Consider the following 12,344-nt stretch of genomic DNA (forward strand, 5'->3'; position numbering starts at 1 on the left):
CATGGGCAGATCAACAGATGGCAATGCACTCGTAACGAACGCCTTTGGCCACGCGCGTGCTCTCCGCCGCCGTGCGTCCGTCATGTCGCTGGTGGCGTTGCCGCTGGCGATCGTCCTGCTCACCGGGTGCGACTCCGGGTCGGGCGGCAACTCGGCCGCCGGGGGCGGCCCTTCGGTGATCGCCCCGGGAAAGCCCGGCGAGGTGGCGCAGACGCTTTCCGCGGAGGAGGCCGGCAAGCGGCGCGCGGAGGACGACACTCCGAACGCGGCGGACTTCTCCTACGCGTGGATGATGATCGAACATCACCGGCAGGCGCTGGAGATGGCACAACTGGCACCGCAGCGGGCGGGATCGGACCGGGTGAAACGACTCGCGGAACGGATCACGGCCGCACAGAAGCCTGAAATCGCCGCGATGGAAGCCTGGTTGACGGCGCACACGAAGGACGACCACGGCAGCGCCCACCAGCACGACGTGATGCCGGGGATGGCGACCGAGGCCCAGCTGAAGCAGTTGCGCGCGGCGGCGGGCAAGGCGTTCGACGAGCTGTTCCTCAAGCTGATGATCACTCATCACGGCGGGGCCATCACCATGGCGACGGACGCGAAGGCCGAGGGCAACAACATCCAGATCGAGGAGATGGCCGACGATGTGATCGCACAGCAGACGAGCGAGATCAGCCGGATGCGCGAGATGCTGTGAGGTGTTCGCTCGCGCGTGGTCCCCACCCGGTCAGCGCCGGGCATGACCCGGCGTCAGGAATCCGGCATCGCGCGCTCCGGCGATCAGTTTCAGCGAGCGGCGCCGGCTTCGCCCCGTCGCACACATGACCGCGTACACCGGGTCGACGCCCTCGGTCTGTGCCGCGCGGTACTCCTCGGCGACCAGACGCCACCCCTCGGCACCGCGCGGCCAGGCGGGACGGTGCCCGTCCGCCGGCACCCCAAGGGGCTCGTACGGCGAGCCGGAGTCCGCACCGCACGCCTCGAGCAACGGATCCTCGATCCAGTCCACGAGAGCCGCCAGATCGCCGAGTGAGAGGGGCGGCTGGGCCCGCACCTCCTCGATCGACACGCCGCCGCCCGCGACCACGGCGAGGACGTCGACCCGGCCCCCGTCGGGCAGATCGAGCCGGACCGCGTACCACGACGTGACACTCCCGCGCTCCCGCACTTCCCAGGCGGGCCACACGGCCACCGGCACATCCGACCGGGATCGATCGGAGAAATCCTGAAAGGACACTTCCAGCACACACGGAACGTAAGCGGACGATCACATACCATGCGGAGAGCCACGCACAGAAGGAGCGCGCACCGCACCCCGTCGGCCCAGCGGCACGCCCCCTCCCCTCCCGCCGTGCGCGGTGCAATGCTGGAGCCACCAGCGATCTCCTCCGCGAGGGAGTTCCGCCGTGCTGCATGTCGCCGTCGTCGGCTCGGGTCCGAGCGGGGTCTACACCGCCCAGGGCCTGGTCCAGCAGGATCCACGGGTGCGCGTCGACGTTCTCGACCGCCTGCCGTGCCCGTACGGACTGGTGCGGTACGGCGTGGCCCCCGACCACGAGAAGATCAAGTCCCTGCAGAACAATCTGCGCACGGTCCTGGAGCACGAGCGGATCCGCTTTCTCGGCGGCGTCCGGGTGGGCGGGGGCGGGGTGCCGCCCGCCCGGCTGCGCGAGCTGTACCACGCGGTGGTCTACTGCGTGGGTGCCGCGACCGACCGGCATCTCGGCATCCCGGGCGAGGACCTGCCCGGCAGCTGGTCGGCCACCGAGTTCGTGTCCTGGTACAGCGCACACCCGGACTCCGTCGAGCAGGGCTTCCTGCACGACGCGCGGGCGGCCGTGGTGATCGGCGTCGGCAACGTCGCGGTCGACGTGACCCGGATGCTGGCCCGCGAGGTGGCGGACCTGAGCCCCACCGACATGCCGCAGGCGGCGCTCACCGCGCTGGCCGCCAACAAGGTCACGGAGATCCACATGGTGGGGCGGCGCGGCCCCTCCCAGGCCCGCTTCACCACCAAGGAACTGCGCGAGCTGGGCACTCTGCCGGACACCGACGTGGTCGTGGACGAGGGGGAGCTGGCGCTCGACCCGGCGTACGTCGATCCGTCAGGGCTGCCGGCCACCCAGCGCCGCAACGTGGAGGTGCTGCGCGGCTGGGCCGCGACACCACCGAGCGGTGCGGCGCGGCGGATCCGGCTGCGGTTCTTCCTACGCCCGGTCGAAGTGCTGGCCGACGGGGGCCGGGTGGGCGCCGTGCGCTTCGAGCGGACGCTGCCCGACGGACAGGGCGGGGTCACCGGCAGCGGGCGGTTCGAGGACATCGAGGCGCAGATCGTGCTGCGTTCGGTGGGCTACCGCGGAGTGCCGCTGGAGGGCCTGCCGTTCGACGCGAAGACCGGCACCGTGCCGCACCGGGCGGGACGGGTGCTGCGCGAGGGGGAGGTCTCCCCCGGCGAGTACGTGGCGGGGTGGATCAAGAGGGGCCCGACGGGCGTCATCGGCTCGAACCGCCCCTGCGCGAAGGAGACGGTCACCTCCTTGCTCCAGGACGCGCCCGGCCTCGCCACCCGCGAGGTCCCGGACGACGCGCTCGCGGCCCTGCGGGCGGACGGGGTGCGGCCGGTCGAGTGGCCGGGATGGCTGGCGATCGAGCGGGCTGAGGCGGCGCTCGGTGCGTCGCTGGGCCGGGGGGTGGTGAAACTCCCGGACTGGCAGTCGCTGATGGCCGCCGCGCACGACACAGTCCCGCAACACCCCTGAAATCAACAAACTGTTCAAGGAGCTTACGTTCTCCCCCATGTCCACCGTGCACCCCGTTGACGAAGTCCCCCCGATACGCCAACTCGCCGCCTACGCCCTCCAACACGTCCTCGCCATGTACGCCGGCGCCGTGGCGGTGCCGCTGATCGTCGGCGGCGCCATGAAGCTGCCGGCCGCCGACCTGGCCTATCTCATCACCGCCGACCTGCTGGTGTGCGGCGTCGCGACCCTCATCCAGTGCGTCGGCTTCTGGCGCTTCGGCGTACGGCTGCCGATCATGCAGGGCTGCACCTTCGCCGCCGTGTCCCCCATGGTGCTCATCGGGACGACGGGCGGCGGACTCCCCGCCGTCTACGGTTCGGTGATCGTCGCGGGCCTCGCGATCGTGCTGCTGGCGCCCGTCTTCGGCAGACTCCTGCGCTTCTTCCCGCCCCTCGTCACCGGTACGGTCATCCTGATCATCGGCCTGTCGCTGCTGCCGGTGGCCGGCAACTGGGCCGCCGGCGGCCAGGGTTCGAAGGACTTCGGAGAGCCGAGGAACCTGGCCCTCGCGGGCTTCGTCCTGCTGGTGGTGCTCGCGGTGCAGCGCTTCGCGCCGGCGTTCCTGAGCCGGATCGCGGTGCTGATCGGCATCGTGGTGGGGCTGGCGGTCGCGGTGCCGTTCGGCTTCACGGACTTCGGCGGGGTGGGGCACGCCGACTGGGTCGGGATCAGCACGCCGTTCCACTTCGGTACGCCCGTCTTCAACGCCTCGGCGATCGCGTCCATGCTGGTGGTCGCGGTGGTGACGATGACCGAGACCACCGGCGACCTGATCGCGGTCGGCGAGATGACCGGCCGCAGGGCCGAGCCTCGCTCCCTCGCGGACGGCCTGAGGGCCGACGGGCTCTCGACCGTCCTCGGCGGTGTGTTCAACACCTTCCCGTACACGGCGTACGCCCAGAACGTCGGCCTGGTCGGCATGACCCGGGTGCGCAGCCGCTGGGTCGTGGCGGCCTCCGGCGGCATGCTCGTGCTGCTGGGTCTGCTGCCCAAGCTGGGCGCGGTGGTCGCGGCCGTCCCGGCGCCGGTGCTCGGCGGGGCGGGTCTGGTGATGTTCGGGACGGTCGCCGCGAGCGGACTGCGGACGTTGGCCGGCGTCGACTTCCGGGGCAACCACAACCTGACGGTGGTGGCGGTCTCGGTGGCGGTCGGCATGCTGCCGGTCGGGGTGCCGACGGTCTACGAGAAGTTCCCGGACTGGTTCCAGACGGTGATGAACAGCGGCATCAGCGCCGGTTGCCTGACCGCGATCGTATTGAATCTGCTCTTCAACCACCTGCCCTCGAAGGCCGGTTCAGCCGTCCTGGAGGCGGACGGCCTGCCGCGCGGCGGCGGCGAGGAGGGTGTCGAGGAGCCCAGGGAAGAGATCGTCTAGGTCGTCCCTGCGCAAGCCGTTCATCTTGGCCGTGCCCCGGTAGACCTGCCGGATCACCCCGCTCTCGCGAAGCACCCGGAAGTGGTGCGTGGTGGTGGACTTGGTGACGGGCAGGTCGAAGTGCGAACAGGAGAGCTCGTCGCCGACGGCGGCGAGCTCCCGCACGATCCGCAGCCGCATGGGGTCGGACAGCGCGTGCAGCACGGCCTCCAGACGGATGTCCTCACGCACGGGGTGCGGAAGGTCGCGGCTGCCGAGAGCGGGGGCGGCGGGGGTCACAACAGCTCCAGTTCGTCCGGGGGTCCGTCCGGCGGGGCGTCCGGGAGACTCCCCTTCACGCCTTCATCGTACGAGGACCACCGTAGTTTGACATCCGCCGTACTACGACGGATATCGTACGACGGTCGTTGTCGGCACCGCACCGAATGGAGTCCGCCGTGAGCGCGCTCTTCGAACCCCTCACCCTGCGCGATGTGACGGTCCCGAACCGCCTCTGGATGCCTCCGATGTGCCAGTACTCGGCGGCCCCCGAGGGGCCTGCCACGGGCGCACCGACCGACTGGCACTTCGCGCACTACGCGGCGCGCGCGACCGGCGGCACGGGACTGATCGTCGTCGAGGCGACGGCCGTCTCCCCCGAGGGCCGCATCTCCCCGTACGACCTCGGCCTGTGGAGCGACACGCAGGTCGAGGCGTTCCAGCGGATCACAGGCTTCCTCAAGGAGCAGGGCACGACTCCGGCGGTCCAGCTCGCGCACGCCGGCCGCAAGGCGTCGACGGACCGGCCCTGGAAGGGCGGCGCGCCGGTCGGCGCCGATGCGTACGGCTGGCAGCCGCTCGCGCCGAGCCCGATGCCGTTCGACGCACGCCACCCCGTGCCGACGGAGCTGACCGTGACCGGTATCCAGGAGATCGTGGGGCGGTTCGCGGACGCGGCCCGCCGCGCCCTGGCCGCCGGCTTCGAGGTCGTGGAGATCCACGGCGCGCACGGCTACCTCATCAACGAGTTCCTCTCCCCGCACTCCAACCACCGCACGGACGCCTACGGCGGCTCGTACGAGAACCGCACCCGCTTCGCGCTCGAGGTCGTCGACGCGGTGCGGCAGGTGTGGCCGCAGGACAAGCCGCTCTTCTTCCGCGTCTCGGCCACCGACTGGCTGGACGAGGGCGGCTGGACGGCCGACGACACGGTCCGCTTGGCGGCCGACCTCAAGACGCACGGCGTGGACCTCCTCGACGTCTCGACCGGCGGCAACGCAGCGGGCGTCCGCATCCCGACGGGCCCCGGCTACCAGGTGCCCTTCGCCGCCCGGGTGAAGGCGGAGACGTCCCTGCCGGTGGCCGCGGTCGGACTCATCACGGAACCCGAGCAGGCCGAGAAGATCCTGGTCAACGGGGAGGCGGACGCGGTGCTGCTGGGCCGCGAACTGCTGCGCAACCCCTCCTTCGCCCGCCTCGCGGCCCGCGAACTGGACGGCGAGGTGCGGATCCCGGACCAGTACCACCTTTCCGTCTGATCCTGTCCTCCCCACCCGCGCGGACGTCGAGCGCGCCGGGGACACGCCCGGCGGTGCGACCCCGGGCGTCGGCACATCGGCGACGGTCGGGCCGCGTGCGGCCGGTCGCGGGTCAGCCCGTCATCCGGCCCCACAGCGGCCCGAACCGCGCCCAGGCCTCGTCCCACTGCGCCATGCGCCGGCGTTCCAGGCGTTCACGCAGGATGCGTCCGCCCACGAACGGGACCGCCGCCGCGCCGGCCCCCGCCAGCAGCCCGACCATGGCCGCGCGGAGCTGCGCCTGGGACTCGGTGGCGGGCTGTGTCACCAGGGAGCCCTGGGGGTCCGTCCACACGGTGACGGCCGTGCCCGTGGGGCTGCCGGCGGCCACCCGGGCCTGCCCGGCGTGCGACGAGCCGTCTTCGCCCGTCCACCGCACCTTCGCCCACACCCGCTGAGCCCCGGCGGCGCCCCTCTGCGGGGCGTCCTGGGTGAGCAGGGCCACGACCGGGTGCCACTGCGCCCGCTCCTCGGCCAGCCCTCGCTCCACCGAGTGCGTCGCCGCCCACCCCGTCAGCACTCCCCCGACAACGGTCACGGCCCAGACCGCCGGCATCACCCAGGCCTCCAGCGCATCGCTGCGGCGCCGCAGCGGATTGCGCCGCCACCGCCACAGCCACACCCTGCGACCGCGGAACGTCATCGACGACAGCCACCTCATCGATGGCATCCTCCTCACGCATGCACGGACACCCCCCGACCGCCCTCCCATACGCGAGCGGGCCCGCCACTGCTCACCCGACGTCGGCCGGCCCTCGGGTTCACCGGCCCCCGCGCGAAGCCCTCAAGGCTCGCCCGTCGCCCGGCACGCTCCCTCCCCGCTGTCCGGAAACACGGCTCTGACCTGCAGTGACTCCGTCCACGGGGGTGACTGTCAGTGCCGGGGTGCAGACTGACCCATGTCTGGGACAACGGCGTTTCGGAGGTGGCCGGCATGGCCGACGTACTGCTCACCGTGGGCACACGCAAAGGACTGTTCATCGCGCGGCGACGAGGCGGCGCCTGGGAGTTCGACGAAAGCCCGTACTTCAACGCACAGGCCGTCTACTCGGTGGCGATCGACACCCGCGGCGCCGCCCCGCGCCTGCTGGTCGGAGGCGGCAGCGCGCACTGGGGGCCCTCGGTCTTCCACTCCGACGACCTGGGCCGCACCTGGACGGAACCCGCGCGGCCCGCCGTCAAGTTCCCCAAGGACACCGGCGCTTCGCTGGAGCGTGTCTGGCAGCTGCACCCGGCCGTGGCGGAGCCGGACGTGGTGTACGCGGGCACGGAACCGGCCGCGCTGTACCGCTCCGAGGATCGCGGCGAGAGCTTCGAGCTGGTGCGCCCCCTGTGGGAGCACCCGACGCGCGACAAGTGGGTGCCGGGCGGAGGCGGCGAGGGCCTGCACACCGTGGTCACCGACAGACGGGACCCCAAGGCCGTGACGGTCGCCGTGTCGACGGCCGGCGTCTTCCGCACCCGGGACGGCGGCGCGAGCTGGGAGCCGTCCAACTCCGGGGTCTCCGCGGTGTTCCTGCCCGATCCGAACCCCGAGTTCGGCCAGTGCGTGCACAAGATCGCCCAGGACGCGGCGGCTTTGGACCGGCTCTATCTGCAGAACCACTGGGGGGTGTACAGAAGCGACGACGCGGGCGCCCACTGGACGGACATCGGCGAGGGTCTGCCGTCGACGTTCGGGTTCGCCGTGGCCGCCCATCCGCACCGCGGGGACACGGCGTACGTCTTCCCGATCAACGCGGACGCGGACCGTGTCCCGGCCGACCACCGGTGCCGCGTGTTCCGGACGGCGGACGCGGGAAAGAGCTGGGAGCCGCTCACGGCGGGGCTGCCGACCGAGGACCACTACGGCACGGTCCTGCGGGACGCCCTGTGCACGGACGACGCGGACCCGGCGGGCGTCTACTTCGGCAACCGCAACGGCGAGGTCTACGCGTCGGCGGACGACGGTGACAGCTGGCAGCGGCTCGCCTCCCATCTGCCGGACGTGCTGTGCGTCCGGGCGGCGGTGATCGCCTGATCGGACATCAATGCGCCGGTTGAGGCCCCTGTTCGCCCGCCGCGCGATCATTCCCGGTCACCCATGGGTCACCGGTTGATCGCTGGTGCGCGCGCGGCAGTAGGGTGACGCCCGTGGCACCACGACCGTTGCATGAAATCGTCGAAGCAGGCTGGGCGAAGGCCCTGGAGCCGGTGGCCGAACGGATCGCCGCGATGGGAGACTTCCTGCGCGCGGAGATCGCCGCGGGGCGCACCTACCTCCCGGCGGGACCGAACGTCCTGCGGGCCTTCCAGCAGCCCTTCGACGAGGTCCGCGTCCTGATCGTCGGCCAGGACCCCTATCCCACACCGGGCCACGCTGTCGGGTTGTCGTTCTCCGTCGCTCCGGACGTACGGCCGCTGCCCGGCAGCCTGATCAACATCTTCCGGGAGCTGAACGCGGACCTGGGCCTGCCCCAGCCGTCCAACGGCGACCTCACCCCGTGGACCGGGCAGGGCGTGCTGTTGCTCAACAGGGCGCTCACCACGGCTCCGCGCCGTCCTGCGGCCCACCGCGGCAAGGGCTGGGAGGAGGTCACCGAGCAGGCGATCCGGGCGCTGGCCGGGCGCGGCAAGCCGCTGGTGTCCATCCTGTGGGGCCGCGACGCGCGCAATCTGCGCCCGCTGCTGGGCGATCTCCCGGCGATCGAGTCCGCGCACCCGTCCCCGATGTCGGCGGACCGGGGCTTCTTCGGCTCGCGGCCGTTCAGCCGGGCCAACGACCTGCTGATCCGGCAGGGTGGGCAGCCGGTGGACTGGCGTCTGCCGTGACACCCTCCGGGCAGGGGTCCGTTCTGTCGGCGGATGTACCCGGCGCGGTGCCGGAAGCCGTGCTCGCCGTGGACTCCGGGGGCTCCGGCCTGCGGATCGCCCTCGCCCCGCGAGGCGGCCCGGCCTCGGCTGCGACGGTCCCACGCACGTCTGGGGAGCCGGTGCGCACCGGTGCCCGGGGGATCGATGCCGGGCATCTGCTGGAACTACTCCTGCCGATCGCACGGCGGCTGCTGGCGGACTCCGGTGGTGCCGAAGTACGGGCGGTCGCGGTCGGGACGGCAGGCCTGGCCACGCTGGGTGACGACCTGCGCGCCCGGCTTCCTGGCGCGCTGGCCCGTGAGCTCGGTGCACGCCGGGTGGCGCTGGTCGCGGACGCCGTCACCGCCTACGCGGGCGCGCTCGGCGCACGCCCCGGCGCGGTGGTGGCGGCCGGCACCGGCCTGATCGCGCTCGGCACGGATCTGACGAGCTGGCACCGGGCGGACGGCTGGGGTCATCTGCTGGGCGACTGCGGCGGCGGCGCGTGGATCGGGCGGGCCGGGCTGGAGGCGGCGCTGCGCGCGCATGACGGGCGGCCCGGCGGTTCGGAGCGTCTGCTGGCGCGGGCCGAGGCGATGTTCGGCCCGGTCACCGGCCTGCCCGGCAAGGTGTACCCGCGCCCCGACCGGGCGGCGGTGCTGGCCTCGTTCGCTCCCGAAGTGGCCGCCTGTGCCGCGGACGACCCGGTCGCCGACGGCATCCTGGGGGCGGCCGCCCGGCACATGGCCGAGTCGGCGGCGGCCGTGTGCCCCGCCTCGGGCGAGCCCCGCGTCGCCCTCACCGGGGGCCTGTTCCGGGTGGGCGAGCCCCTTCTCGTACCGCTGCGGCGCGAGTTGGCGCGCCGGGTGCCGCAGGCTCGCCTGGTCCCCGCGGAGGGTGACCCCCTGTACGGCGCCGTACGCATCGCGCTCGCACTCGCGAACGATTCACTCACACTCCCCGACGACGAACACCTGTTGCATGTCGTGACCGAATAGAGCGAGTGATTCCCCTTGCCGGGAGAGGGAAGTTACGTCCTCGTACGCGGCGGATAAGTCACACCGTATCGATCACTTCTCATCCGCACGTAACTCATCAGACAAAACCGGACGGATACCGCTCACCTGCACCCTCCCCGAACAGGGGAGCCCACAAAGCCAGTAGCATGCGGCGCCATGAGCTCCCCCACTGGGCCCGCATCCGGCCTGCCTGTACGAATGCCGCGACCCCGCCAGCCCGGCCGGCACCGCCGCCCGGAACCCCTGGTGGCTCCCGAGGGCGCGCCCGCGCTCGTCCTCGCGGTGCCGGGCACGCCCAGCGCCGCCACGCGCAGCCTCGCCGAGGAGGTCGTGAGCATCGCGCGTTCCGAGCTGCCCGGCCTGGACGCGCGCATCGGCTACCTGGACGGGGACGACTCGGAGTTCCCCGCGCTGAGGTCCGTGCTCACGCACACCGCCGAGGAGCGCACCGCGCGCTACGAGCAGGCGGTCGCCGCGGGCCTGGACGTGAAGGAGCCCGACGGCCCCGTCGCCGTGGTGGTGCCGCTGCTGGCCGGGCCGGACAGCGCGCTGCTGCGCCGCGTCCGCAAGGCCGTCATGGACAGCCGGGTCGCGGCCGACCTGACCGATGCCCTCGGCCCGCACCCGCTGCTCGCCGAGGCGCTGCACGTGCGCCTGTCCGAGGCCGGTCTGGCCCGTGCCGACCGCGCCCGCCTGTTCACGGTCGCGACGGCCGCGGACGGCATCATCCTCGCCTCCGTCGGCGGCGACGAGGCCGTGCAGGCGGCCGGGATCACGGGCATGCTGCTGGCCGCGCGGCTCGCCGTCCCGGTAATGGCGGCGGCGCTGGACCAGGAGGGTTCGATCACCTCCGTGGCCGAGCAGCTGCGTTCCTCGGGCTCGCAGCAGCTGGCGCTCGCGCCGTACCTGATCGGCCCGGAACTCGAGCCGGGGCTGCTGGAGGCGGCCGCCGAGGAGGCGGGCTGCCCCGCCGCCGAGGCGCTCGGCCCGTACCCGGCGATCGGCAAGCTGGCGCTCGCCAAGTACACGACGGCGCTGGGCATCGCCCCGCAGCAGCCGCAGGGGACGCCGGTCCGCTGACCCCGCCCGACACACCCGTACGGCCAAGGGCCCGCTCCTGTCGGGAGCGGGCCCTTGGCCGTGTCACGGGCAGGCCTGCCGCCGAGGCCGCTGCGGGGTGACCGGCGTCAGACCCGGACCGGGGACGATCCGTGCAGAGGAACGGCCAGGGCGATCAGGGCCCGTTCCAGTCCGTGGAGGTGGCTGAGGGCCTGCTCGGCGCCGGGGTGGTGGCCCGGAACGCCCGCGGGAGACGTCAGGGCTCGTTCGGGGACCGCTCCGAGCAGCGCCTCCACCGCGGTCTCGACGCGCCGGCACGCGTCCGTGAGACGGGCGTCGTGCGAGGCGTCCGGGTCGGCGGCGACGGCGACGAGGCCGCGCGTTCGACGGGCGCACTCGTCGAGCAGCGCCAGCACCTGGCGGGCCCGCGCCTTGCGCGCACGCAGCGGGTTCAGCGGATGCACCAACGGCGCGAGCGCCTGCCGGACGCGCCCCAGCAGCGCCTCGAGCTCTGCCGCGCGCGACGCGGGGTCCGCCTCCGGGTCGCCCGCGAGCCGCCGTGCCGCCGCGGCGGTGCAGGCGTGCACCGCGTGCACGGCTCGGCGCACCCACTGGTCGGTGACCGTGTGCGTGGTGATCGGCAGGACGAGCGTGACGGCGAGGGCCGCCCCCAGGGCCCCGACGCCCGTCTCCGCGAGGCGCAGAGCGAGCAGCCCCGGGTGCAGCACGCCGAGGAGGCCGTAGAGCAGGCCCGCCATCACGGTGACGAAGAACATCATCCAGCTGTAGGACGGGGCCGCCGTGTAGAAGATGCCGAAGACGCAGACGGCGACGAGCGCGGCGGTGGGCGCCGGGGAGCCGTGCAGCGGCACCGCGACCAGCAGCCCGGCGACGATGCCGGTGACCGTGCCGACGACCCGCCTGAAGCCGCGCACCAGCGTCTCGCCGCGCGAGGCGGTGTTCACGAAGATCCACCAGGCGGTGCCGACGGCCCAGTACCAGCGCTCGTGGGAGAGCACCTGGCCCGCTGCGATGGCGAAGGCGCAAGCGGCGGTCGCCTGGAAGGCCTGGCGGGTGGCGGGCCGGGCGAGGCCGCGGCCGCCGAGCGGTGCGGGCGCGGCGGGCAGCGGCGTACGGCGTTCGACGCACCACACCCCGAAGCGCACCGCCGACGCGGTGGCGAGCGAGAGCGCCACGGCCGCGTACAGCTCCGGAAGCTGCCCCGGGACGGCGTGCAGGAACTGCGCGACGAAGAAGGTCATGAAGGCGAAGATGCCGAGCGCATGCCCGCGCGGCCCCCGGCGACGGGCGTACACACCGGCGAAGACGACCGTGAGCCAGACCGCGTCCCGCACCGCCGGCACATCGTGCAGGGCGGTGGCGGCCGTGAGGACCGGAAGGCCGACGGCGGGCAGCAGCGCGGTGGTGACCGCCTGGCCGCGCACCGTCGGGTCGGCGACCGTGAACAGCGCCAGCAGCGCGGCGAGCCCGCCGGTGACCGAGGCCGGCAGCGACAGCCCGGCCGCCTCGCACGCGGTCACGGCGAGGCCGATGCCGAGCACCGCGCGCAGCGACACGCGCAGCCGGAACAGCCCCGGATCCGGAGCCGTGAACATCTTCTTCAACTTCTTCAGCGCCGGGTGAGTCACCGTCGTCCGTCCGCCCCCACTTCTCATGTCATCGCGACGCCAGGACA

Annotated in this window: 12 protein-coding genes; 8 read left to right on the forward strand and 4 right to left on the reverse strand. The window is 73.0% G+C overall.

Translation table 11 applies throughout. From position 1 onward, the window contains the following. Positions 1-82: 82 nt before the first annotated feature. Positions 83-703, forward strand: coding sequence for a DUF305 domain-containing protein (locus tag SY2F82_RS18270; RefSeq protein WP_236041602.1), 621 nt, complete (start codon positions 83-85; stop codon positions 701-703). Between the two features lie 30 nt (positions 704-733). Here the strand turns inward: SY2F82_RS18270 and SY2F82_RS18275 are convergent, their stop codons facing one another. After that, positions 734-1,198 carry a DUF6214 family protein gene (locus SY2F82_RS18275; protein WP_200420168.1) on the reverse strand — a complete coding sequence of 155 codons (465 nt, stop codon included), beginning with the start codon at positions 1,196-1,198 and terminating at the stop codon, positions 734-736. A 214-nt stretch (positions 1,199-1,412) separates the two neighbouring features. On the opposite strand from SY2F82_RS18275, the gene SY2F82_RS18280 reads away from it, so the two are divergent. Together SY2F82_RS18280 and SY2F82_RS18285 are read left to right on the forward strand one after the other, a co-directional pair. Further along, the gene (locus SY2F82_RS18280; protein WP_200420169.1) at positions 1,413-2,765 is read left to right on the forward strand and encodes an FAD-dependent oxidoreductase; all 1,353 of its coding nucleotides are present in this window, start codon (positions 1,413-1,415) and stop codon (positions 2,763-2,765) included. A 37-nt stretch (positions 2,766-2,802) separates the two neighbouring features. Beyond that, a complete protein-coding gene (locus tag SY2F82_RS18285) occupies positions 2,803-4,182 on the forward strand; it encodes a nucleobase:cation symporter-2 family protein (protein ID WP_200420170.1) in 1,380 nt (459 codons plus the stop codon). Here SY2F82_RS18285 and SY2F82_RS18290 read toward each other — a convergent pair. Further along, positions 4,102-4,461 carry a helix-turn-helix transcriptional regulator gene (locus SY2F82_RS18290; RefSeq protein WP_200420171.1) on the reverse strand — a complete coding sequence of 120 codons (360 nt, stop codon included), beginning with the start codon at positions 4,459-4,461 and terminating at the stop codon, positions 4,102-4,104. The two genes, SY2F82_RS18285 and SY2F82_RS18290, sit on opposite strands and share 81 nt — an antisense overlap. A gap of 158 nt (positions 4,462-4,619) precedes the next feature. Here SY2F82_RS18290 and SY2F82_RS18295 point away from each other — a divergent pair, with 158 nt between their 5' ends. Further along, positions 4,620-5,699, forward strand: a complete 1,080-nt coding sequence (locus SY2F82_RS18295; RefSeq protein WP_200420172.1) for an NADH:flavin oxidoreductase/NADH oxidase — start codon at positions 4,620-4,622, stop codon at positions 5,697-5,699. Positions 5,700-5,811: 112 nt separating this feature from the next. Here the strand turns inward: SY2F82_RS18295 and SY2F82_RS18300 are convergent, their stop codons facing one another. Then, complete coding sequence (locus SY2F82_RS18300; protein WP_200420570.1) at positions 5,812-6,381, reverse strand: DUF1513 domain-containing protein; 570 nt, start codon at positions 6,379-6,381, stop codon at positions 5,812-5,814. Between the two features lie 291 nt (positions 6,382-6,672). Between SY2F82_RS18300 and SY2F82_RS18305 the strand changes: the two genes are divergently transcribed. The 4 genes from SY2F82_RS18305 to SY2F82_RS18320 all read left to right on the forward strand — a co-directional run bounded on the left by SY2F82_RS18305 (position 6,673) and on the right by SY2F82_RS18320 (position 10,669). After that, positions 6,673-7,758, forward strand: coding sequence for a sialidase family protein (locus tag SY2F82_RS18305; RefSeq protein WP_200420173.1), 1,086 nt, complete (start codon positions 6,673-6,675; stop codon positions 7,756-7,758). A 113-nt stretch (positions 7,759-7,871) separates the two neighbouring features. Then, positions 7,872-8,549, forward strand: a complete 678-nt coding sequence (locus SY2F82_RS18310; RefSeq protein ID WP_200420174.1) for a uracil-DNA glycosylase — start codon at positions 7,872-7,874, stop codon at positions 8,547-8,549. A 59-nt stretch (positions 8,550-8,608) separates the two neighbouring features. Then, a complete protein-coding gene (locus SY2F82_RS18315) occupies positions 8,609-9,568 on the forward strand; it encodes a BadF/BadG/BcrA/BcrD ATPase family protein (protein ID WP_236041659.1) in 960 nt (319 codons plus the stop codon). 177 nt (positions 9,569-9,745) lie between these two features. After that, entirely contained in the window at positions 9,746-10,669 is a 924-nt protein-coding gene (locus SY2F82_RS18320; protein WP_200420175.1) for a sirohydrochlorin chelatase, read from the forward strand. Positions 10,670-10,776: 107 nt separating this feature from the next. Here the strand turns inward: SY2F82_RS18320 and SY2F82_RS18325 are convergent, their stop codons facing one another. Continuing rightward, a complete protein-coding gene (locus SY2F82_RS18325; protein WP_200420572.1) occupies positions 10,777-12,264 on the reverse strand; it encodes an FUSC family protein in 1,488 nt (495 codons plus the stop codon). Positions 12,265-12,344: the final 80 nt, after the last annotated feature.

It is taken from the genome of Streptomyces sp. Y2F8-2 (assembly GCF_014905555.1).
In the GTDB taxonomy this organism is placed as follows: Bacteria; Actinomycetota; Actinomycetes; order Streptomycetales; family Streptomycetaceae; genus Streptomyces; species Streptomyces cynarae.